This window comes from Streptomyces sp. CGMCC 4.7035, assembly GCF_031583065.1.
In the GTDB taxonomy this organism is placed as follows: domain Bacteria; phylum Actinomycetota; class Actinomycetes; order Streptomycetales; family Streptomycetaceae; genus Streptomyces; species Streptomyces yaanensis.
The window spans coordinates 1,112,126-1,134,293 of sequence record NZ_CP134053.1 but is presented as its reverse complement, the minus strand read 5'-3'; the positions used below and the strand labels follow the sequence as shown (position 1 = coordinate 1,134,293).

Sequence of the window (22,168 nt, the reverse complement as noted above, 5' to 3'; positions counted from 1 at the left end):
GGCGAGATGTGCGGGTGCGCACCAACAGTCGAAAGACAGCCATGGCATGGGCCAGAATGACCCCCGTGCCTTCCCTGTTGCTGATCGAGGACGACGACGCCATCCGAACGGCCCTGGAGCTCTCTTTGACGCGCCAGGGACACCGTGTGGCCACCGCTGCCACCGGCGAGGACGGTCTGAAGCTGCTGCGTGAGCAACGGCCGGACCTGATCGTGCTGGATGTGATGCTGCCCGGCATCGACGGGTTCGAGGTGTGCCGGCGCATCCGGCGCACCGACCAGCTGCCGATCATTCTGCTGACCGCGCGCAGTGACGACATCGACGTCGTGGTCGGGCTGGAGTCCGGCGCCGACGACTACGTCGTCAAGCCCGTGCAGGGGCGGGTGCTCGACGCCCGGATCCGGGCCGTGCTGCGGCGCGGCGAGCGCGAGGCCAGCGACTCGGCGACGTTCGGCAATGTCGTCATCGACCGGTCGGCGATGACGGTCACCAAGAACGGGGAGGACCTGCAGCTCACCCCGACCGAGCTGCGGCTGCTCCTGGAGCTGAGCCGGCGGCCCGGACAGGCGCTGTCCCGGCAGCAGTTGCTGCGGCTCGTGTGGGAGCACGACTATCTGGGCGACTCACGGCTCGTCGACGCGTGCGTGCAGCGGCTGCGCGCCAAGGTCGAGGACGTCCCGTCGTCCCCCACGCTGATCCGTACGGTCCGTGGGGTCGGATACCGCCTGGACGCGCCTCAGTGACCGACTCGCAAGGGGGGCTCCGCGGCTGGGCCGCGGGACGCAAGACCGTACTGTCACGGCTCCGCTTCACGAGCCTTCGGCTGCGCCTGGTCGTGGTGTTCGGGCTCGTCGCGCTGACCGCCGCCGTGTCGGCGTCCGGCATCGCGTACTGGCTCAACCGCGAGGCCGTGCTCACCCGCACCCAGGACGCGGTGCTGCGCGACTTCCAGCAGGAGATGCAGAACCGGGCCAGTTCGCTGCCGGTGCATCCGACGCAGGACGAACTGCAGCACACCGCCGGGCAGATGGCGGACAGCAGCCAGCGCTTCAGCGTGCTGCTGGTCGCGACGGACGAGCACGGCAAGACGGTGACCGGCAACTCCGACCTGGACACGTTCACTCTGGAGGATGTGCCGAAGTCCCTCCAGAAGGCCGTGAACAAGCAGCAGAAGGTGTCCTCGAACAACAAGTACGCCTACCACCTGTACTGGCAGCGGGTCGTCGACGGCGACAAGCCCTACCTCGTCGGCGGCGCCAAGGTGATCGGCGGCGGCCCGACCGGCTACATGCTCAAGTCCCTGGAGCCGGAGGCCAAGGACCTCAACTCGCTGGCCTGGTCGCTCGGTATCGCCACCGGTCTCGCGCTGATCGGCTCGGCGCTGCTCGCGCAGGCCGCCGCGACGACCGTGCTGAAGCCGGTGCACCGCCTCGGTATTGCGGCCCGGCGCCTGGGCGAGGGCAAGCTGGACACCCGGCTGCGCGTGTCCGGCACCGACGAACTGGCCGAACTGTCACGGACGTTCAACAGCGCGGCCGAGTCGCTGGAGAAGACGGTCGCGGACATGAGCGCCCGCGACGAGGCCTCGCGCCGCTTCGTCGCCGACATGTCCCACGAGCTGCGCACTCCCCTCACGGCGATCACGGCCGTCACCGAGGTCCTGGAGGAGGAGCTGGACGCGGAGACCGGCAGCGTGGACCCGATGATCGAGCCGGCCGTACGGCTCGTGGTCAGCGAGACCCGGCGGCTGAACGACCTCGTCGAGAACCTGATGGAGGTCACCCGCTTCGACGCGGGCACGGCCCGGCTGGTCCTGGACGACGTGGACATCGCCGACCAGATCACCGCCTGTATCGACGCCCGGGCCTGGCTGGACGCCGTCGAGCTGGACGCCGAGCGCGGCATCATGGCCCACCTCGACCCGCGCCGTCTCGACGTGATCCTGGCGAACCTGATCGGCAACGCGCTCAAGCACGGCGGCTCGCCGGTACGGGTGCTGGTGCGCGAGGAGGGCGAGGAGCTGGTGATCGACGTGCAGGACCACGGTCCCGGTATCCCCGAGGACGTCCTGCCGCACGTCTTCGACCGCTTCTACAAGGCGAGCGCCTCACGCCCGCGCTCCGAGGGCAGCGGCCTCGGTCTGTCCATCGCGCTGGAGAACGCGCACATCCACGGCGGCGAGATCACGGCAGCGAACTCGCCCAAGGGCGGTGCGGTGTTCACGCTGCGCCTGCCCCGCGACGCGTCGGCGCTGATAGCGGACGAGACGCGGAACGGGAACGGCACCGAGGGGAACGCCCGATGACGATACGAGGCAGACACCCCTGGCTCGCCGTTCCACTGCTGGCCGCGCTGCTGACCGGCTGCGGCATCCGCTCCACCCAGGTGCCGACGGACTTCGGTCCCGCGCCGTCCCGGGTGCCCTGCGCACTGTCCGGCGCGGACCTGTCCACGCAGACGAGCCCTGGCATACCGGTCCAGGTCTTCCTGCTGTGCGCCTCGCAGCTGGTGACGGTGGACCGTTCCGTGCGCATACCGGACGGCACGGCCGAGGCGGAACGCCGGGTGCTGGTCGCGCAGGGGCTGCTCGACCAGCTCGCCGCGAAGCCGTCGGCCGCGGAGAAGCAGGCGGGCTACTCGACGGGCGTGGCCGACGGCATCAAGGTGAGCGGCCCGCGCGGCAAGGACCCGGAGAACACGTTCCGGCTGAGCACCCGCGTGCAGGACCTCAGTTCCTACGCCCTCGCACAGATCGTCTGCACCTTCGCCGACTCGGAGGCGACGGCCGCCGACGACGGGACGGTCGTGCTCGGCGGCCCGGACAAGGGACCGCTGCGCCGCTACGAGTGCACGACCGAGGTGCGTTCACGGCCGGGCAGCGAGGAACCGCCGTCCAGCGAGGTGCCCGGCGAGTGAGCCGAAGGGGCGCGCCTGTGTCGAGAGTTCGTGGGGGTACCCCCTGCTCGAAGAGCTTGGGGGAGCGCGGAGGCCCGAAGGGCTGAGCACGGTCGGACTCTCGACACAGGCTTTTGCGCCCCGGAGGCGAACCGAGCCCTGAAAAAAGGGGAACCGGATCCGCCGGAGCCCGCGTCTAGGGGGGCGTGCAGCGTCAAGGCTCAAACGGCGGCAGCGCCGCGATCCGCGTCCGTGTGACAGGGGGTGTCCTCCTCGTCGCACACCTCGCGCTCGTCGCCTGGCTCACGCTGCGCCCGCTGGATGTGCCCTGGGTGAGTCCCGCCAATATGCATCCGCTGGCCGGTATCAGAGCCGACCTCGCGCTGGGCTGGCCGGAGGCCGCTCGCCGGATCGGGGAGGGGCTCGCCCTGCTCGCGCCGCTCGGGGTGCTGCTGCCGATGGCGGGCGGCCGGCTCGTCGTCTCGCCGCTCGCCTCGATGGTCCGTACGGTCGCCGCGGGCACGCTGATCTCGCTGGGCATCGAGTTGCTGCAGACCGGGGTGCCCGGTCGGGTGGTGGACATCGACGCGGTCCTGCTCAACACGGTCGGAGTGGCGCTGGCCCACCTTCTGATCGTGCCCGCGGCCCGGGTCCGGCTCCGCCGTCGGGCGGAGAGCAGGAGCCGGGCCACCCACCCCCGGGAGGAGCCGGTTCAGGGTCGGACCCCGACGATTCCCAGGGTCGGGATAGCTCCATAGAGTGACGCTTCGTCCGCTTCGTCCCCGTAGCGTGGAACACGTCGAAAGCGCCGAGGAACTCGACGCCGACCGGAGATTCCGGTAGCCGCCGGGACCGTGAACTCCGCCTACGGTTCGCGAAGGAGCCACCATGACCGCCCTTGCCCGCCCCACCCACGGACGGATGATCGGTGGAGTGTGCGCAGCGCTGGCACAGCGCTTCGGCACCTCCGCGACCACGATGCGTGTGATCTTCCTGCTGTCGTGTCTGCTCCCGGGCCCGCAGTTCCTGCTCTACATAGCCCTGTGGATCCTGTTCCCGTCGGAGGAGAAGGCGGCCCGCACGGCCTGGTGACACCGGGTCATGGGACCGACGCGCCGATGGGCGCCCCGAGTCGGGGCGCCCATCGGCGTCGTACGGGCAGGCCGGTCGCCTCAGCCCAGCGGGATCCCGTTCACCGGAACGCCGTGCGTGGGCAGTCCCTTGACGGGCAGTCCGCCGAGCAGGCCGGCGACCGGGGCGGCCGGCCCGTCGGCGACGGCCCTCTGAGCGACGGGCTGGGCAGCGGCCACCGCCGTGCCGAGCGCGTTCTGCCCCTGGCCGAGCGCCTCACCCACACCGGGCAGCGCCTTGGTGACGTTGCCCGTCGGCAGCGCCTGGGTGACGGTGTCCAGCCCGGCGACGTCCGGCACGGCCGGGGCCGCGCTCGCGACGCCCGCGCCCGCGGCGGCGAAGGCGGCACCGAGGGCGGCGACACCGAGGGTCTTGGCAGCAGACTGCTTCATGGTGAATGCGTCCTTGGATCCGATGACGGGAAGATGAGCGGTCCAAAACCGTAAACACGCGAAAGCGGGCTCCGCAAACATCGGAAAGCGGCCGGATTATCGCCTGCCGGCCGCTTCCAAACCGGCCAGGTCAGCCCTCGGAATCCACGGAACCCCTGGTGGAGGCGGTCTGCTGGAACAGCCATTCGGACTTCAGCTCGGCGTAGCCAGGCTTGATGACGTCATTGATCATCGCCAGTCGTTCATCGAAAGGAATGAATGCTGACTTCATAGCATTGACCGAGAACCATTGGAGATCGTCGAGCGTGTATCCGAATGCGTCGACCAGGTGGTCGAATTCCCGGCTCATGCTGGTGCCCGACATCAGGCGATTGTCGGTGTTCACCGTGACCCGGAAGTGCAGCCGGCGCAGCAGCCCGATGGGATGGTCGGCGTACGAGTCGGCGGCGCCGGTCTGAAGGTTGGAACTGGGGCACATCTCCAGCGGGATGCGCTTGTCGCGTACGTAGGAGGCGAGGCGTCCGAGCTTCACCGAGCCGTCCTGAAGGACCTGGATGTCGTCGATGATGCGCACGCCGTGCCCGAGCCGGTCGGCGCCGCACCACTGAAGGGCCTGCCAGATGGACGGCAGCCCGAAGGCCTCGCCGGCGTGGATGGTGAAGTGGTTGTTCTCGCGCTTGAGGTACTCGAAGGCGTCCAGGTGCCGGGTGGGCGGGTAGCCGGCCTCGGCGCCGGCGATGTCGAAGCCGACCACCCCGAGGTCCCGGTAGCGGTTGGCCAGTTCGGCGATCTCCAGGGCGCGTGCGGCGTGCCGCATGGCGGTGAGCAGGGCGCCGACGCGGATGCGGTGGCCGTTCGCCTTCGCCCGGCGCTCACCCTCCCGGAAACCCTCGTTGACCGCCTCGACGACCTCCTCGAGGCTGAGCCCGCCCTCCAGGTGCTGCTCGGGCGCGTACCGCACCTCGGCGTAGACGACCCCGTCCTCGGCGAGGTCCTCGGCGCACTCGGCGGCCACGCGCACGAGGGCCTCGCGGGTCTGCATCACGCCGACGGTGTGGGAGAAGGTCTCCAGGTACCGCTCCAGGGAACCGGAGTCGGCGGCCTCACGGAACCAGACGCCGAGCTTGTCCGGGTCGGTCTCGGGGAGGTGTTCGTAGGCCATGTCGCGGGCGAGTTCGACGATCGTGCCGGGGCGCAGGCCTCCGTCGAGGTGGTCGTGCAGCAGGACCTTGGGGGCCCGCCGGATCTGATCCCAGCTCGGTGTGTTCTGGTGCTGGCTCGTCATTTCCGCACCATAGCCCCTACGCGCGTAGATCATGAGGTACGGCGAGGCGTCGATACCCAAAGGTGATCCGCAGATCGGGTTTCGTACACCGTCGCTTCTGACACTGTTCTGTTATGGCACACCAAGCGACGCCGGTTCGCACGGCCCGGCTGGGGAAGGCGCTCGGCCCGGAGCCGACCGCGGTGAGCGGCGCGGTGCTGCTGCTCCCGGGCGGCGACGAGGTCTCGGCCCGCAGACCGTCCCCTGTGTTGGCGACCGCCTCCGTCCGCGCGCTCGGCCGCCGCCTGGCCCGCGCGGGACAGGGCGAGGGCCTGGTCACCCATGTCGTGCACTACCGCTACCGGGGCTGGAACGGCAGCGAGGCGCACCTGGCCCAGGACGCCACCTGGGCCGCCGACGAGGTCGTACGACGCTACGGGGACGTGGCGGTCTGCCTCGTCGGTGTGGGCATGGGCGGCCGCGCGGCACTGCACGCTGCCGGGCATACGGCCGTCAACTCGGTTCTGGCCCTGGCCCCTTGGCTGCCTGAGGAGGACATGGCGGCCACGCCCGAACCGGTGAAGCAGCTCGCCGGGCGGCGGGTGCTGATCGTGCACGGCACGAACGACGAGCGGACGGACCCGGAACTGTCGTTCCGGCTCGCGTCGCGTGCGAAGAAGGCGAACCGCGACATCTGCCGCTTCGAAGTGCACGCCGACGGGCACGGGTTGCACCAGTACCGGTCCGAAGTGCACGCGCTGGCCGAGGACTTCGTGATGGGGTCGTTGTTCGGGCGGGCGTTCTCCCGCCCGGTGGAGGACGCGTTGGCGGCTCCGCCGCCGTTGGGATTGAGGATGCCGTTGGCCGCCGGCTTCGGGCGTTCGTTGCGACGGTAGTTCGGTCGACGGGCGCCGTGGAAACTTCGCCGTCCGATCCCGCGAGTAGGTCGTTGCTGGTCGCGCAGTTCCCCGCGCCCCTTCGGAGCGCGGGGATATGACACAGTGCGGGTCCGCGGCGTGGGCGCGACCAGCTACAAACAGCCCACGCTCTGACTCCGGCAGAGGCGCCCGACAGGGGCGCGGGGCTGTGACAATGTGCGGCTGCGCCGCGTGGGCGCGGCCAGCCACAGACAGCCCGCACCCTCAGTCCGGCAGAAGCCGCCCCCTCCTCGACAACAGAAACCTCTTGAAGGCCGCCACCGGCGGCGTGTCGACGTGGCCCTCCAGCCACGCCACCCCGATCTCCCGTACCGCCCGCGGCGCAGTCACCGTCAGTTCCACGACCCCGGGGCGCGGCACGGCCGGCGGCGGCAGCAATGCCACCCCCAGCCCCGCCGCCACCAGGCCGCGCAGCGTCTCCGCCTCCTCGCCCTCGAAGGCGACCCGCGGCTTGAACCCGGCATCCCGGCACAGGTCGTCGGTGATGCGGCGCAGCCCGTACCCGGGCTCCAGGGACACGAAGGTCTCGTCCGCGGCCTCGGCGAGGCGGATGCGCCGGCGGCTCGCGAGCCGGTGGTCGGCGGGCACGACGAGCCGCAGCTTCTGCTCGTCGAGGCGGCGGGCGACCAGGTCCGGGGCGTCCGGCACGGGCGAGGTCAGGCACAGATCCAGCTCCCCCGACCGCAGCCCCTCGATCATCGCCTCGCCGTAGTTCTGGACGAGGCTGAAGCGGACCCGGGGATGATCGGCGCGGAAGGCGTGGATCAGACCGGGCACGGTCTCGGCGCCCATCGTGTGCAGGAAGCCGAAGGCGACCTTGCCGGTGGCCGGGTCGGCGTCCGCGCGCACCTCGTCGGCGGCCCGCTCGATCTCCGCCAGGGCACGCTCGACGGAGGCGAGGAACGTACGGCCGGCGGGGGTGAGCGAGACCGTGCGGCCACGGCGGGCGAACAGCTCGACGCCCAGGTCCTGTTCGAGCCGGACGAGTGTGCGGGACAGGGTGGACTGCGGGACCTGCATCTCCTGCGCGGCACGCGTGACGTGTTCCGTACGGGCCACGCCCGCGAAGTACGCCAGGCGCGGCGCGAGCAGCGTGACGATGTCTTCTGTGTCACTTGTGTCACCGGACGGTGACAGGCCCCTGGCTGACCTCGACTGATGCACCATGGGAACGATTATGGCGTTTCCGTGCATTGGACGGATGAGCGGCCGGGTCCGTACGTTCGAAGCATGCCTGCTGCCAGTACCGAGGCGTCCACCCCCGTGGGCGCCGACGCCGTCACCGTCTCCAGTGCCCCCGCCGCCGACTCCCGTATGACCCCGGGTGGCCCCGGCTACCGCCGGATGAGCCTCGCGCTCTTCCTCGCGGGGGTCGCGACCTTCGCCCTCCTCTACTCCACGCAGGCCCTGCTGCCGCTCGTCTCCTCCGACTTCGGGGTGACGGCGAGCGCGGCGAGCTGGACGGTGTCCGGCGCGACCGGCGCGCTGGCGCTGTTCGTGCTCCCCATGAGCGCCCTCTCCGAGCGGTTCGGGCGGCGTACGGTGATGACGGCGTCGCTGGCGGTCGCGGTCACGGTCGGGCTGCTGGTCCCGTTCGCGCCGTCGCTGGGCGCGCTGATCGCGCTGCGGGCGGTCCAGGGCGCTGCGCTGGCCGGACTGCCGGCGTCGGCGACCGCGTATCTGGCGGAAGAGGTCAGCCCGAAGGCGCTGATCACGGCGATCGGCCTGTTCGTGGCCGGCAACAGCGTCGGCGGGATGAGCGGCCGGGTCATCACCGGCTGGGTGGCGCAGGAATGGGGCTGGCGGGTCGCCGTGGGCGCCATCGGCGTGATCGCGGTCGCCTGCGCGGTGGCCTTCCGGCTGCTGCTCCCGGCGCCGAAGCACTTCAGGCCGGGCTCGCTGCGCCCGCGCGTCCTCGTCGGCACGGTCCGCGACCACCTCGCCAACCCGCTGCTGCGCAGGCTGTACGCGATCGGCGCGCTGTTCATGATGGTGTTCGGCGGCGTCTACACGGTGATCGGCTATCGCCTGACGGAGGATCCGTTCGGGTTGCCGCAGGGCATCATCGGTTCGATCTTCCTGGTGTACCTGGTGGGTACGGCGTCGGCGTCCGCGGCGGGCCGGCTGGTGGGCCGCCTGGGCCGCCGCGGGGCGCTCTACCTGGCGGGCGGCACGACGACCGCGGGCCTGATCCTGTCCCTGGCGTCCTCCCTGCCGCTGGTGCTGCTCGGCCTGGTCCTGATCACGGCGGGCTTCTTCGCGGGCCACGCGGTGGCGTCCTCGGCAGTCAGCCACACGGCGAAGCAGGGCCGCGCCCAGGCCTCCGCCCTCTACCAGTCCTCGTACTACATCGGCTCCAGCACGGGCAGCACCCTCGGCGCGGTGGCCTTCCACGCGGGCGGCTGGGCCGGGACGGTGGGCATGGGCCTGCTGGCGGTGCTCGGCGTCGTGACGATCACGGTGCTCGGGTCGAGGGCGGCGCGGCTGGCGGCGCAGCCGGCGTAGCGGGTCTCCCACCTGGCCGTTTCCCCACTCCAGGAGCCGTTGTCAGTGCTCTCCTGTAGCTTCCGAAGTGCTGGGGCGCGACGGCGCGCTACAGGAACAGTCACGGGGGTGGGTGGACCGATGAACAACGGCACGGCGACGGTGGACGGCCTCGACGTCAGGCTGGAGAAGCACCGGGTCGAGCTGACGGGGTACTGCTACCGGATGCTCGGCTCCTCCTTCGAGGCCGAGGACGCGGTGCAGGACACGATGGTCCGCGCCTGGCGGAGCTACGAGAAGTTCGAGGGCCGCTCCTCTCTGCGCTCCTGGCTGTACCGGATCGCGACGAACGTCTGCCTGGACATGCTGAGCGCGGGCAACAAGCGGGCCAGGCCGGTGGACCTCACGGACTCCACCCCGCTGGCCCAGGCGGCCCTCTCCCCCTGCCCGGACAACACCTGGCTGGAGCCGATGCCGGACGCCCGTGTGCTGCCGTCGGTGAGCGATCCGGCGGAGGCGGCGGTGGCGAAGGAGTCGGTCCGTCTGGCGTTCATGGCGGCCCTTCAGCAGCTTCCGCCCAAGCAGCGCGCGGTGCTCATCCTGCGCGAGGTACTGGCCTGGAAGGCGAGCGAGGTCGCCGAGCTGCTGGACACCTCGGTCGCCTCCGTCAACAGCGCGCTTCAGCGGGCGCGCGCGACGCTGGCCGAGAGGGCCGCGGAGGGTGACGACGCCGCCGTCTCCGACCCCCTCGACGAGGAGCAGCGAAAGCTCCTGGAGCGCTATGTGGCGGCCTTCGAGGGGTACGACATGGCGGCGCTGACGGCCCTGCTGCACGAGGACGCGGTGATGACCATGCCGCCGTTCGACCTGTGGCTGCGCGGCACGTCGGACATCACGGGTTTCATGACGACGCTCGGTTCCGCCTGCGAGGGCTCGCGCCTGGTACCGGTCGAGGTCAACGGCCTGCCTGGCTTCGCCCAGTACAAGCCGGACCCGGAGGCGGGCGGCTTCACGGCGTGGGCGGTTCAGGTCCTGGAGATTTCAGCGGGCCGGCTCACCGGGTTCCACTTCTTCCTCGACACGCAGCGCTGGTTCCCGCTGTTCGACCTCCCCCTCCAGCTCGAAGGTGAGGCCGACAAGGTCGAGTAGGGCGCGCAGGGCGGGGGCCGGGTCGCGCAGCCGTATGCGGCCGCCGGCCCGCCGGGCGGCGAGCTGGAGCCGGGCCAGCACGTCGATGGTGGCGAGCTGCACGGGCCTCAGGGCACCGACGTCGAGTACGACGACCCCGGCACCGGTGGCCTCCAGCAGCCCTTGTACGTCGTCACCCAGCCTCGCCACGTCGTCATGGGTGACGGGGCCGGTCAGCATGAGTATGGCGGGTGTCTCGGCGTCCACGGCAGGTAGACCGGACGGGCGCCTGGAATTCATCGGCGGCGGGTCTGCGGGGCACGGCTGTGCCTCTAATCGACGGGAAACTCGCTGGTGTCGATGACGAGGTCGAAGGGAGCGGGGAGCTTGATGGCCTCCCCGAACTTGGCGGTGCTCAGGGGGCGATAGACGTCGCCCTTGGGCTCGCCGTAGAGCGTCGCGGTCGGGCCGTCGGGAGCCCAGCGATCGACGAGGAGGTAGAGCGGGATGCCCGCGGTGGCGTAGGCGGCGGGTTTGCTGATGCGGTCGTGGCGGGCGTTGGACTTGGAAGTCACCTCGACAACGAGTTCGGCCAGAGCGGCGGGAATGTGGGTGTCCGACTCCGCGCACTCCGGCATCGGAACCACCACGAGGTCCGGGATGAGCATGCCCAGACGCGACGGCACGGCGATGGCCAGTGTCTGGTAGATCCCCCAGTCCTCGGGGATCACTGAGTAGAGGCGACGCTGGATGCGTTCCGCGATCACGTTGTGACGCGGCGCGGGAGCAGGTGACACGGTGATGATCCCCTCGATGATCTCCACCTTGCTGCCCTCAGGCCATTCCATCTCCTCCCAGAACCGGACGAGGTCGTCCCAGCTCTGCTCGGGGTCCTGGCTGACGGTGAGTGCGCTCATGGCGGTCTCCTATCGGTGCGTCACCGATCCCAGCATGCCGAACGGGACCGGCGCAGGTCCACCGATCCCGTTCACCCGAAAGGAGAAAGCGCAGGTCAGGCGATACGTTCCAGCACGACCGGCGTAGCCGTGAACTCCGTGCCCGTCGCCGCGATGTCGTACGAGCCCTCGATCGCCTGGAGCGCGTACTCGAAGCGCTCGGGCGTGTCCGTGTGCAGGGTCAGCAGCGGCTGGCCCGCCGTCACCGGGTCGCCCGGCTTGGCGTGCATCTCGATGCCCGCGCCCGCCTGCACCGGGTCCTCCTTGCGCGCGCGGCCCGCGCCCAGGCGCCAGGCGGCGACGCCGATGCCGTACGCGTCCAGGCGGGTCAGGACGCCCGACGACGGGGCCTTGATCACGTGCTGCTCACGGGAGGTGGGCAGCGGCGCGTCCGGGTCGCCGCCCTGGGCCGCGATCATCCGGCGCCAGACGTCCATCGCCGAGCCGTCCGCCAGGGCCTTCGCCGGGTCCGCGTCCTTCACGCCGGCCGCGTCGAGCATCTCGCGCGCCAGGGCGATCGTCAGGTCCACCACGTCCGCCGGACCGCCGCCCGCGAGGACCTCGACCGACTCGCGGACCTCCAGCGCGTTGCCCGCCGTCAGGCCCAGCGGGGTCGACATGTCCGTCAGCAGCGCGACCGTCTTCACGCCGTGGTCGGTCCCGAGGCCCACCATCGTGCGCGCCAGCTCCCGCGCGTCCTCGATCGTCTTCATGAAGGCGCCCGAGCCGACCTTCACGTCCAGGACCAGGGAACCCGTGCCCTCGGCGATCTTCTTCGACATGATGGAGGAAGCGATCAGGGGGATCGCCTCGACTGTGCCCGTGACGTCGCGGAGCGCGTAGAGCTTCTTGTCCGCCGGTGCCAGGCCGTCGCCCGCCGCGCAGATCACCGCGCCGGTCGTGTCCAGGACGTGCAACATCTCCTCGTTCGAGAGGAGGGCGCGCCAGCCGGGGATCGACTCCAGCTTGTCCAGCGTGCCGCCGGTGTGGCCGAGGCCGCGGCCCGACAGCTGGGGAACGGCAGCCCCGCACGCCGCCACCAGGGGAGCGAGCGGCAGCGTGATCTTGTCGCCGACACCGCCCGTCGAATGCTTGTCGGCCGTCGGGCGGGTCAGGGACGAGAAGTCCATCCGCTCGCCCGACGCGATCATCGCGGCCGTCCAGCGCGCGATCTCGCGGCGGTTCATGCCGTTGAGCAGGATGGCCATCGCGAGCGCGGACATCTGCTCGTCGGCGACCTCGCCCCGCGTGTACGCGTCGATGACCCAGTCGATCTGCTCGTCGCTCAGCTCACCGCGGTCCCGCTTGGTGCGGATGACGGAGATGGCGTCCATGGCCATGGGTTCCTTCCGAAGTTCCGAAGGTGTACGGCCCCCCTGAGCCACGAAGATCGACTCAGAGGGGCCGCACGGGAGTTACTTGGTGAGATGGTCCGGCCCGAAGGCCTGGGGCAGCATCTCGGAGAGCGGCAGGATTCCCGCCGGGGTCTCCAGGAGCAGATCCGGGCCGCCGAACTCGTACAGGAGCTGGCGGCAGCGACCGCACGGGACGAGGATCTCGCCCTTGCCGTCCACGCACGTGAAGTGCGTGAGCCGGCCGCCCCCGGTGTTCTGAAGCTGCGAGACGAGCCCGCACTCGGCGCACAGGCTGATGCCGTAGGAGGCGTTCTCGACATTGCAGCCGGTGACGGTCCGCCCGTCGTCGACCAGCGCGGCTACGCCCACCGGGTAGCCCGAGTAGGGGGCGTACGCGCGGGACATCGCCGCGCGGGCCAGCTCCCGCAGGGCTTCCCAGTCGACGGTCGCAGGCGTGGTCACTTGCCCTGTCCCTTCCGGTACCGCATGCCGTCGGCCTTGGGCATCCGCAGGCGCTGCGCGGACAGCGACAGCACGAGCAGGGTGACGACGTACGGGGTGGCGCCGACGAAGTCGCTCGGGACCTGGTCGGTGAGCAGGTACCAGACCAGGACGAGCGCGGCCATGACGGCGCTGATGACACCCTGCCACATGGCCTTGCGGTACAGCTTCCAGCCGGCCAGCGCCGCGAGGAGGATGACCAGCAGAAGGAGCAGGGCGTGCACGGTCACACCGCCGTTGCGCAGCTGGAGTGCGTCGGAGTAGCCGAACAGGCCGGCGCCCATGGCCAGTCCGCCCGGCCGCCAGTTGCCGAAGATCATGGCCGCGAGGCCGATGTAGCCGCGCCCGCCGGTCTGGCCCTCCAGGTACGTGTGCGAGGTGACCAGCGCGAGGAAGGCACCGCCGAGGCCGGCGAGACCGCCGGAGACGGCCACGGCCGCGTACTTGTACTTGTAGACGTTGACGCCGAGCGACTCCGCGGCGGTCGGGTTCTCGCCGCAGGAGCGCAGCCGCAGACCGAAGGGGGTGCGCCACAGCAGCCACCAGCTGCCGACGAACAGCAGCGCGGCCAGGATCGTCACCACCGACAGCTTGGTGACCAGACCGCCGAGGATGCCCGCGAGGTCGGAGACCAGGAACCAGTGGTGCTTCTCGAGCGACGCGAGCGCGTCGGAGAGGCCGGGCACGGTGACGTTCGGCAGTGAGTCCACGGGCGGTGACTGCTTGGGGTTGCCGCCCGCCTCCGACGCCTTGCCGTCGGCGAAGAACAGCTTGGCGAGGTACTGGGTGGTACCGAGCGCGAGCAGGTTGATCGCGACACCGGAGACGATGTGGTCGACGCCGAAGGTGATGGTCGCGACGGCGTGCACCAGGCCGCCGACGACACCGAAGCCGATGCCGCACAGCAGGCCCAGCCAGGGGCTGGACTGCCAGCCGATCCAGCCGGCGCCGAAGGTGCCGAGGATCATCATGCCTTCGAGGCCGATGTTGACCACGCCGGACCGCTCGGACCACAGACCCGCGAGACCGGCGAGGCCGATCGGCACGGCGAGACCCAGGGCGGCGCTGACCTGTCCGGCGGAGTCGAGCTGGTTGGAGCCGGTGATCATACGGACCGCGGCCAGGAGCAGCAGGGCGCCGGCGACGATCATGAGGATCTGGCCGAGCGACCGGCCCGAAGCCTTGGCGGCGGTGCCCGCCCTGGGCGCCGCGGGCGGCGGCGTGTCGGTCATCGTGGCAGTCATCACGCCACCTCCTGCTTCTTCGTCGGGGCGGCGGCCTGGGCGGCGAGCTCGACGCCGACCCGGTGCTGCTGGCGCTTGAGGCCGTAGCGGCGTACGACCTCGTAGGCGATCACGACACACAGGACGATGACGCCCTGGATGACGCCGAGGATCTCCTTGTCGTAGCCCTGGAACTCCAGGTGGTTGGTGGTGCGCTCCAGGAAGCCCCACAGCAGGGCGCCGAGCGCGATACCGATCGGGTGGTTGCGGCCGAGCAGCGCGATGGCGATGCCGGTGAAGCCGATGCCGACGGGGAAGCTGTTGTCGTACTGGTGGCTCTCGTTCAGCAGCGTGGGCATGCCGATCAGGCCGGCCACCCCACCCGAGATGATCATGCTGGTGGCGATCATCTTCTTCACCCCGACACCGCTCGCGGCGGCGGCGGTCTCGGACTGGCCGACGGTGCGCAGGTCGAAGCCGAACCGGGTGCGGCCGAGCACGAACCAGTACCCGATGCCGACGATCACGGCGATGACGATGAAGCCGTCCAGGATGCCGGCCGGGCCGGTGTCAATGGTGAAGAAGTACGTGGACGACGGCAGCGGCTTGGTGGAGACGAGGGTGCCGCCCTGCTGGAGCTCGGCCAGCTTTCCGGGCTGGAGCAGGTAGCCGATGATCGCGGTGGCGATCGAGTTCAGCATGATCGTCGAGATGACCTCGCTGACCCCTCGCGTCACCTTGAGGATGCCGGCGATGGCCGCCCACAGGGCGCCGGTCGCCATGGCGCAGATGATGATCAGCGGGATGGCTATCCAGCCGGGCACGGTGAGCGCCCCGCCGAGGACGGCGGCGATGAACGCGGCGAGCCGGTACTGACCGTCGACGCCGATGTTGAACAGGTTCATGCGGAAGCCGATGGCCACCGCGACACCCGCCAGGTAGTACGTCGTCGCCTTGTTCAGGATGTAGACCTGGCTGTCGCTGGCGAAGCCGTAGGTCACCATCTCGCTGAAGGCGTCACCGGGGTTCTTGCCGGTGGCGAGGATCACCAGGGTGGTGACGACGAGCGCGGCGACGACCGCCAGCAGCGGCGCGGCGATCCCGAGGAGCAGCCGCTCCTTGTCGATCCGTGAGGTCAGCTTGTTCATCGGGCGTCGTCCTCTGTGTGCTCCAGGTGGCCGGTGGCCGCACCCGTCATGGCGGAGCCCAGCTCCTCGGGGGTGATCGTGGCGGGGTCGGCGTCGGCGACCAGGCGGCCGCGGTACATGACCCGCAGAGTGTCGGAGAGCCCGATGAGCTCGTCCAGGTCGGCGGAGATCAGCAGCACGGCCAGGCCCTTACGCCGAGCCTCGCGGATGTGGTCCCAGATCGCGGCCTGCGCGCCGACGTCCACACCCCGGGTGGGGTGGGCGGCTATGAGCAGCTTGGGGTCGTGGCTCATCTCGCGGCCGACGATCAGCTTCTGCTGGTTGCCGCCGGACAGCGAGGCCGCGGTCACGTCGATGCCGGGCGTGCGGACGTCGTACGCCTGCACGATCCGCTCGGTGTCGGCGCGGGCCGCCTTGATGTCGAGCAGTCCGCCGCGCGAGTTGGGCCGCTCGGAGACATGGCCGAGGATGCGGTTCTCCCACAGCGGTGCTTCCAGAAGCAGGCCGTGGCGGTGGCGGTCCTCCGGGATGTAGCCGACACCGGCCTCGCGGCGGCCCCGCGTCGGGGCGTGGGAGATGTCGGCGCCGTCGAGCGTGATCACGCCGGCGTCCGGCCGGCGCATGCCCATGATCGCCTCGACCAGCTCGGACTGGCCGTTGCCCTCCACACCGGCGATGCCGAGGACCTCGCCCTTGTGGATGGTGAAGGAGATCTCGTCCAGGATGATCCGCTCGATGCCGTCGAGGTCCGTCTGCGCGAGGCGCAGGCCGTCCAGCTTGAGCATCGGGACGTCCGTGACGGTGGACTCCTCGGTCTCCGGCGTCGGCAGTTCGCTGCCGACCATCAGCTCGGCGAGCTGCTTGGGGGTGGTGCCCCGCGGCTCGACCGTGCCGACGGTGGTGCCGCGCCGGATGACGGTGATCTCGTCGGCGACGGAGAGCACCTCGCCCAGCTTGTGGGAGATGAAGATGACGGTGAGGCCCTCGGCCTTGAGGTCGCGCAGGTTGGCGAAGAGGGCGTCGACCTCCTGCGGCACGAGGACGGCGGTGGGCTCGTCCAGGATGAGGGTCTTGGCGCCGCGGTAGAGGACCTTGAGGATCTCCACGCGCTGGCGGTCGGCGACGCCGAGCTCCTCCACGAGGACGTCCGGCCGGACGTTCAGGCTGTACGCGTCGGAGATCTCCTTGATCTTGGCGCGGGCCTTGCCTCCGATGCCGTACAGCTTCTCCGCGCCGAGGACGACGTTCTCGAGGACGGTGAGGTTGTCGGCGAGCATGAAGTGCTGGTGGACCATGCCGATGCCGCGGGCGATGGCGTCGGCGGGGTTGTGGAAGACGACCTGTTCGCCGCCCACGGTGATGGTGCCCTCGTCCGGCTGCTGCATGCCGTAGAGGATCTTCATCAGGGTGGACTTGCCGGCTCCGTTCTCACCGCACAGGGCGTGTACGGTGCCCGTACGGACCGTGATGTCGATATCGCGGTTGGCGACGACGCCGGGGAAACGCTTGGTGATGCCGCGCAGTTCGACGGCAGCGGGAGGGCTGGACGCGTTGATGGCGCACTCTCCTCGGGGAAAGGGGCTGCGGGGGGAGGGCAGGCGTCGGCGACGCTAGCGCGGCAACTCCGTGCTACACGCGTAGAGTTGGCACATTGTTATGGCTCGGCGGGGGGCACGGAAGGCACCCCCACACCGAGCCGGGGTCCGACGGGACCCATCAGGTCACGGGGTGGTCTTGACCTTGATCGAGCCGTCGACAATCTTCTTCTTCGCGACGTCCAGCTTGGCCTGGATGTCGTCGATGAAGCCACCGCTAGTGGCCAAAGACACACCGTCCTTGGCGAGCGAGTAGGTGTTGGTGCCGGTCAGCGGCTTGCCGTCGTGCACGGACTTGATGAAGTCGTAGACACCGACGTCGACGTTCTTGACCATCGAGGTCAGGATCGAGTTCTTGTACTTGGCCAGACCCGGGATGTTGTACTGGTCGGAGTCCACGCCGATGGCCCAGGCACCCTTGACGCCGTTGACGGCCTCGATCGCGCCGTTGCCGGAGGAGCCGGCCGCCGAGTAGATCACGTCCGCGCCGTTGTCGAGCATGCCCTGCGCGGCCTCCTTGCCCTTGTCAGGGCTGGCGAAGCCGGAGAAGTCCGAGCCGTGGCTCAGGTACTGGGTGTCGACCTTGACCTTCGGGTTGGTGTCCTTGACGCCCTGGACGAAGCCCGCCTCGAACTTCTTGATCAGCGGGACGTCGACACCGCCGACGAAGCCGACGTGGTCCTTCTTCGTCTTCAGCGCGGCGGCGACACCGGCCAGGTAGGAGCCCTGCTCCTCGGTGAACGTGATGCTGTCGACGTTCTTGGCGTTCACCACCGAGTCGACGATGCCGAAGCTGACCTTCGGGTACTTGGCGGCGACCTTGGTCATGGAGGTGGCGTAGGAGAAGCCGACACCGATGATCGGGTTGTAGCCGGCGTCGGCGAGGTCCGAGAGGCGCTGCTCGCGGTCGGCCTCGGTGTCGGAGGTCTTGGCGGTCAGTTCCTTGATGTCGCCACTGAACTCGCCCTTGGCCTTGTCCGCACCGCGCGCGGCGGAGTCGTTGAAGGAACGGTCACCGCGGCCGCCGACGTCGAAGGCGAGACCGATCTTGACACCCTTGCCGCCGCCGCTGGAGGAGGACGACGACGACGAGGCGTTGTTGTCGGAGGACGTGCTGCCACAGGCAGTGGCAGTCAGTGCGAGGGCTGCGGTGACGGCACACGCAGCAGAAAGCTTGGCTACCCGGCGCACGGGAAGGCTCCTTCACCTGACCTGAGCGCCATGTCGGCGCTTGATTCGAGCACCCTGCCGGTGCCCGAGCCGAGACGCCCGGTCGGCGTCGGCTTCGCGGAATCGTAACGCGCGTAGATGTCATAAAAACACCTCTCGCGAAGCCGTTATCGATTCGAGGCAAACACTGCCTGAACTCGGCATCCGAGCCCTAGTTGCAGGCCGTTGCGAACAAAGCACAAATGGCTTACGGGCATGTTGCGTCGGAGGGCGGAACATGCCCGCAGGGCCGTGGGGCTCACGCCCGCTGCGCGTCCAGGAAGACAGCGGCTGTGAACAACTCCACGCCGACCGTGATGGCATGCTCGTCCGCGTCGAAGTCGCCCTGGTGCAGGTCGCGGACGCCGCGCTCGCCGGGGCGGCGGACGCCGAGGCGGGCCATCGCGCCGGGCACCTGCTCCAGATACCAGGAGAAGTCCTCGCCGCCGAGGCTCTGCTCGGTGTCCTCGACGCAGTGCGCGCCGCGGCGCGCTGCCATGGCGTCGCGCAGCAGGTCGGTGACGGCGCCGTCATTGACGACGGGCGGCACCCCACGGATGTAGTTGATCTCGGACTTCGCCTTGTAGAGGTTCGCGATCTCGTCGATCGCCTCGTGGACGAGGTCGGGCGCCTGCCGCCAGGCGTCGAGGTCCAGGCAGCGCACGGTCCCGGAGAGCTCGGCGTGCTGCGGGATGACGTTGCAGGCGTGCCCGGACTCGATACGCCCCCAGGTCACCGCGAGCCCGCTGCGGGCGTCCACGCGGCGTGCGACCAGGGGCGGCACCTCGGTGGCAACGCGCGCGGCGGCGACGACGAGGTCGGTGGTGAGGTGAGGGCGCGCGGTGTGGCCGCCCGCGCCGTCGAGTGCGACTTCAAGCCGGTCGCAGGCGGAGGTGATGGGGCCGTGGCGCAAGCCGATGCGCCCCGCGTCGACCTTGGGGTCGCAGTGCACGGCGATGATCCGCCCGACCCCGTCGAGGACGCCGGACTCGATGGCGTCGGTGGCCCCACCCGGCAGAACCTCCTCGGCGGCCTGGAAGACCAGCCGCACCGGCCGCGGCAGCCGCCCCTCGCGGTGCAGCTGGGCGAGGACGAGCCCGGCGCCGAGGACGACCGTGGTGTGCACGTCATGGCCGCAGGCGTGGGCGCGGTCGGGCACGGTGGAGCGGTAGGCGCAGTCGCTCTTGGTGTCGGGGATGGGGAGCGCGTCGATGTCGGCGCGCAGCGCGAGCATGGGGCGTACGCCGTCCCAGTCGCCGATGTCGCAGAGGAGCCCGGTGCCGGTGTCGAGCACGCGTGGGGCCAGTCCCGCCTGCTCCAGGCGGGCCTTGATCGCGGCGGTCGTACGGAACTCCTGGTTGCCCAGTTCCGGGTGCATGTGCAGGTCGCGGCGGAAGGCGACGAGCTCGGCGCGCAGCGCCTCGGGCAGCGCGCCGGGGAGCACCGCTTCCCCGGGGTGGTCGGCCTCGGACTCTCGGGACATCAGATGGTTCACCCTTTGAAGGGTAGGGCGATCGGGCGGCCGGCTTCCCCTCGATCAACAAAACTTCAGCCCGTCAGAGGAAGAAAACCTGGCCGCACGCCGCATAGCCGGCGGAGGGAATGGGTAGACTCGCCCGGCTTTCCGGGCGGAGGGATCTTCACGGGGTCATGAACGGGTCCGCCGGGGTGACCGCGGAGCCGTCCCGGTGCCGCGGAGGGCACCCGGTGATCCCTGCACGGGACCGCTCCCATGTCCGAGCGTCCCGTCGCGGGAACGTTCGGAGGACCCGAGCCATTCCCGTATCTCACGGATACCACGTCCCGCCGCCCTCCTCGCACCGAAGGCGTCACTTGGCCGCGCCGATCCGCCCCCGCGCCATGGCTGACACCCGCATGGCGGAGGAATGAATCCCCGGAAGCAGCCCCCGGACCGTCCGCCCCGGCGGGTAGGGTGCGCGACCGCGCACCCCGAGAAACCGGACTTCATACGCACCGCGCGCGCCCTACGACGCCATTGGTCACCTCAAGGATGCGGACCGCTTCTGACCAGCGGCGAAGGCGAGGGCGGCCCCGCGATCGAGCGATAGGGTCACCCGCGTGCGGTCCTGGCGCAGATGGACCGCCAGACCGCGTGGGAGGCACCGCGTGAGCGGATGGCGGAGGTTCGAGCGGCAAGGGGCCACGCTCGAATACTGGGAGATCCGTCAGGAAGGGATCCGCTGCTTCATCAGATGGGGCTCCGACCCAGCACCGGGCAAAGCAAGCACATCGGTGCTCGACGACGAGGAACGAGCGCGGTGCCACGCAGCACGCAAGATCAACGACCGCCTCCGCAAGGGCTTCGCCGAGGTTGACCCTCCCCGCGATCCGGCGGAAGCCGACGTCGGAACACCGGTCCTGGACGTCATCACCCGAGCAACCGGACCCCACTCCCCCATCCCCCAGTACCTGCCTGTCGACGGCTTCGACCAGGTCTACCGGCGCACCCATGCATCCGACCACCCGATGGGCTTCTACGAGTACTACGTGCTGCGCGACAACGGGCGCGGCGCGGTCCGCTTCACGGTACGGGCAGGCAGCCACAAGGCCGACACTGTTGCTTCCTTCCTGGAGTTCCTCTGCTCCAGGCGTGACCTGGCCTTCGATGGCCGATCCCACCACAAGCTGCCCCTGCCGAGCCCGGTCGGATCGTTCGACCACGCGCTGTTCTGCTCGCCGGCACTGGGGCGGGCTTGCGCCGCATACCCGGCGGCAGCGGCTCGGGTGGCAACGGCCTTCCCCGTCTTCAACTGCGAGATCGGGGACGAGGACGCGGAGGTGCTGGTCGACGCACGCATCCACGGCCACGGCGCGCTGCCCTACAGCGACTGGGGCCGGCGGCCGCAGCCCGTGGTGGACCTGCGCTTCGATGTCCAGCCGTCGTTCTACCGACGGACGCAGACATTCAAGGTCTACCGTCCAGCCGACCTCCAGAAGCTCATGGACGTGCTGTCGCAGGCCTCGCCGCAGAGCTGGGTGGAGGTGCGCTCCTTCCGAGGCGAAACCACACGTCTCGCCCCCGGCACGCTCCCGCACTTCGCTGACCTGCTGTCCTTCCTGACCAACTGAGGCACACGGCCCAGCTGGCGAAGGCGGCCCGTCAGCCGAACCGCCCCGCCACATAGTCCGCCGTCCGCTGGTCCTTCGGGGTGCCGAAGATGTTCTCCGTGGGGCCGTGTTCCACGATGCCGCCGGGGGTTCCCTGTTCGGCCAGGAAGAAGGCGCACTGGTGGGAGACTCGGGCCGCCTGCTGCATGTTGTGGGTGACGATCACCACCGTCACCTGGCCGGCGAGTTCCTGGATCGTCTCCTCGACGCGGCGGGTGGAGGTGGGGTCGAGCGCCGAGCACGGTTCGTCCATGAGCAGGACCCGGGGGCGTACGGCCAACGCGCGCGCGATGCACAGGCGCTGCTGCTGGCCGCCGGAGAGGACGCCGCCGGGCTGGCGGAGGCGGTCCCTGACCTCCTTCCACAGGCCCGCGCGGGTGAGGGACTCCTCGACCAGTTCGTCCTTCGTGCGGCGGCTCGCGCGTGTTCCCGTCAGGCGCAGGCCCGCCACCACGTTGTCGTAGATCGACATCGCGGGGAACGGGTTGGGCTTCTGGAAGACCATGCCGATACGGCGCCGGGCGTCCGTCAGTCGCCACGACGGGTCGTAGATGTCCTCGCCCTCGAAGAGCACCTCGCCCCCGAACTGCGCCGCCGGGATCATCTCGTGCATGCGGTTGAGTGTGCGCAGGAACGTCGACTTGCCGCAGCCGGAGGGGCCGATCAGGGCCGTGACCTGGCCGGCGGGCATCGTCAGCGACACCCGGCTGAGTACCTGGTGGTTGCCGAACCAGGCGGAGACCGCACGGGCTTCGAGGGTGGCGGGAGCCGGGGCCGCGGTCGCGGGTACGGGTGGCAGGACGGCGGTGTCGGTCAGGGC

Annotated in this window: 22 protein-coding genes; 9 read left to right on the top strand and 13 right to left on the bottom strand. The window is 70.1% G+C overall.

Annotated elements, in window-relative coordinates; all coding sequences use genetic code 11:
* Window positions 1–65: 65 nt before the first annotated feature.
* From afsQ1 to Q2K21_RS04555, 5 genes are all read left to right on the top strand, one after another.
* Entirely contained in the window at window positions 66–743 is a 678-nt protein-coding gene (gene afsQ1, locus Q2K21_RS04575) for a two-component system response regulator AfsQ1 (RefSeq protein ID WP_310765647.1), read from the top strand.
* Complete coding sequence (locus tag Q2K21_RS04570) at window positions 740–2,305, top strand: HAMP domain-containing sensor histidine kinase (RefSeq protein WP_310765645.1); 1,566 nt, start codon at window positions 740–742, stop codon at window positions 2,303–2,305. Before afsQ1 ends, Q2K21_RS04570 begins: the two co-directional genes overlap by 4 nt.
* Entirely contained in the window at window positions 2,302–2,916 is a 615-nt protein-coding gene (locus Q2K21_RS04565) for a hypothetical protein (RefSeq protein WP_310765643.1), read from the top strand. Before Q2K21_RS04570 ends, Q2K21_RS04565 begins: the two co-directional genes overlap by 4 nt.
* Before the next feature lie 185 nt (window positions 2,917–3,101).
* Entirely contained in the window at window positions 3,102–3,653 is a 552-nt protein-coding gene (locus tag Q2K21_RS04560) for a VanZ family protein (protein ID WP_310765641.1), read from the top strand.
* A 130-nt stretch (window positions 3,654–3,783) separates the two neighbouring features.
* A complete protein-coding gene (locus Q2K21_RS04555) occupies window positions 3,784–3,987 on the top strand; it encodes a PspC domain-containing protein (protein WP_310765638.1) in 204 nt (67 codons plus the stop codon).
* 80 nt (window positions 3,988–4,067) lie between these two features.
* Here Q2K21_RS04555 and Q2K21_RS04550 read toward each other — a convergent pair whose 3' ends face one another.
* On the bottom strand, window positions 4,068–4,418 hold the full coding sequence (locus tag Q2K21_RS04550; protein ID WP_310765636.1) for an ATP-binding protein: 351 nt from the start codon (window positions 4,416–4,418) through the stop codon (window positions 4,068–4,070).
* Window positions 4,419–4,548: 130 nt separating this feature from the next.
* A complete protein-coding gene (locus Q2K21_RS04545) occupies window positions 4,549–5,703 on the bottom strand; it encodes an adenosine deaminase (protein ID WP_310765634.1) in 1,155 nt (384 codons plus the stop codon).
* A 113-nt stretch (window positions 5,704–5,816) separates the two neighbouring features.
* On the opposite strand from Q2K21_RS04545, the gene Q2K21_RS04540 reads away from it, so the two are divergent.
* Window positions 5,817–6,578 carry a dienelactone hydrolase family protein gene (locus Q2K21_RS04540; protein ID WP_310765633.1) on the top strand — a complete coding sequence of 254 codons (762 nt, stop codon included), beginning with the start codon at window positions 5,817–5,819 and terminating at the stop codon, window positions 6,576–6,578.
* A 246-nt stretch (window positions 6,579–6,824) separates the two neighbouring features.
* Here the strand turns inward: Q2K21_RS04540 and Q2K21_RS04535 are convergent, their stop codons facing one another.
* Complete coding sequence (locus Q2K21_RS04535) at window positions 6,825–7,787, bottom strand: LysR family transcriptional regulator (protein WP_310765631.1); 963 nt, start codon at window positions 7,785–7,787, stop codon at window positions 6,825–6,827.
* A 63-nt stretch (window positions 7,788–7,850) separates the two neighbouring features.
* On the opposite strand from Q2K21_RS04535, the gene Q2K21_RS04530 reads away from it, so the two are divergent.
* Both Q2K21_RS04530 and Q2K21_RS04525 read left to right on the top strand, forming a co-directional pair.
* The gene (locus tag Q2K21_RS04530) at window positions 7,851–9,125 is read left to right on the top strand and encodes an MFS transporter (RefSeq protein ID WP_310765627.1); all 1,275 of its coding nucleotides are present in this window, start codon (window positions 7,851–7,853) and stop codon (window positions 9,123–9,125) included.
* A gap of 120 nt (window positions 9,126–9,245) precedes the next feature.
* Window positions 9,246–10,253 carry a sigma-70 family RNA polymerase sigma factor gene (locus tag Q2K21_RS04525; protein WP_310780623.1) on the top strand — a complete coding sequence of 336 codons (1,008 nt, stop codon included), beginning with the start codon at window positions 9,246–9,248 and terminating at the stop codon, window positions 10,251–10,253.
* Here Q2K21_RS04525 and Q2K21_RS04520 read toward each other — a convergent pair.
* The 9 genes from Q2K21_RS04520 to Q2K21_RS04480 form a co-directional block, all read right to left on the bottom strand.
* On the bottom strand, window positions 10,146–10,532 hold the full coding sequence (locus tag Q2K21_RS04520; protein WP_310765625.1) for an STAS domain-containing protein: 387 nt from the start codon (window positions 10,530–10,532) through the stop codon (window positions 10,146–10,148). The two genes, Q2K21_RS04525 and Q2K21_RS04520, sit on opposite strands and share 108 nt — an antisense overlap.
* Before the next feature lie 32 nt (window positions 10,533–10,564).
* A complete protein-coding gene (locus Q2K21_RS04515) occupies window positions 10,565–11,149 on the bottom strand; it encodes a Uma2 family endonuclease (RefSeq protein WP_310765623.1) in 585 nt (194 codons plus the stop codon).
* A gap of 95 nt (window positions 11,150–11,244) precedes the next feature.
* Window positions 11,245–12,522 carry a thymidine phosphorylase gene (locus tag Q2K21_RS04510; RefSeq protein WP_310765621.1) on the bottom strand — a complete coding sequence of 426 codons (1,278 nt, stop codon included), beginning with the start codon at window positions 12,520–12,522 and terminating at the stop codon, window positions 11,245–11,247.
* An 81-nt stretch (window positions 12,523–12,603) separates the two neighbouring features.
* Window positions 12,604–13,005: a cytidine deaminase gene (locus Q2K21_RS04505; RefSeq protein ID WP_310765619.1), complete on the bottom strand. Its 402-nt coding sequence runs from the start codon at window positions 13,003–13,005 to the stop codon at window positions 12,604–12,606.
* Window positions 13,002–14,288 (bottom strand): ABC transporter permease, encoded by a 1,287-nt coding sequence (locus Q2K21_RS04500; protein WP_310765616.1) that lies wholly within the window; start codon window positions 14,286–14,288, stop codon window positions 13,002–13,004. Before Q2K21_RS04500 ends, Q2K21_RS04505 begins: the two co-directional genes overlap by 4 nt.
* The gene (locus Q2K21_RS04495; protein ID WP_310765613.1) at window positions 14,288–15,415 is read right to left on the bottom strand and encodes an ABC transporter permease; all 1,128 of its coding nucleotides are present in this window, start codon (window positions 15,413–15,415) and stop codon (window positions 14,288–14,290) included. Before Q2K21_RS04495 ends, Q2K21_RS04500 begins: the two co-directional genes overlap by 1 nt.
* Complete coding sequence (locus tag Q2K21_RS04490; RefSeq protein WP_310780621.1) at window positions 15,412–16,938, bottom strand: ABC transporter ATP-binding protein; 1,527 nt, start codon at window positions 16,936–16,938, stop codon at window positions 15,412–15,414. The genes Q2K21_RS04495 and Q2K21_RS04490 overlap by 4 nt, the downstream gene beginning before the upstream one ends.
* Window positions 16,939–17,136: 198 nt before the next feature.
* Window positions 17,137–18,201 (bottom strand): BMP family lipoprotein, encoded by a 1,065-nt coding sequence (locus Q2K21_RS04485; RefSeq protein ID WP_310765610.1) that lies wholly within the window; start codon window positions 18,199–18,201, stop codon window positions 17,137–17,139.
* Between the two features lie 277 nt (window positions 18,202–18,478).
* On the bottom strand, window positions 18,479–19,702 hold the full coding sequence (locus Q2K21_RS04480) for an amidohydrolase (RefSeq protein WP_310765607.1): 1,224 nt from the start codon (window positions 19,700–19,702) through the stop codon (window positions 18,479–18,481).
* Between the two features lie 644 nt (window positions 19,703–20,346).
* Here Q2K21_RS04480 and Q2K21_RS04475 point away from each other — a divergent pair.
* Entirely contained in the window at window positions 20,347–21,309 is a 963-nt protein-coding gene (locus Q2K21_RS04475) for a WGR domain-containing protein (protein WP_310765604.1), read from the top strand.
* Window positions 21,310–21,340: 31 nt separating this feature from the next.
* On the opposite strand, the gene pstB is transcribed toward Q2K21_RS04475, so the two are convergent.
* Window positions 21,341–22,147, bottom strand: a complete 807-nt coding sequence (pstB, locus tag Q2K21_RS04470; RefSeq protein ID WP_310780619.1) for a phosphate ABC transporter ATP-binding protein PstB — start codon at window positions 22,145–22,147, stop codon at window positions 21,341–21,343.
* Window positions 22,148–22,168: the final 21 nt, after the last annotated feature.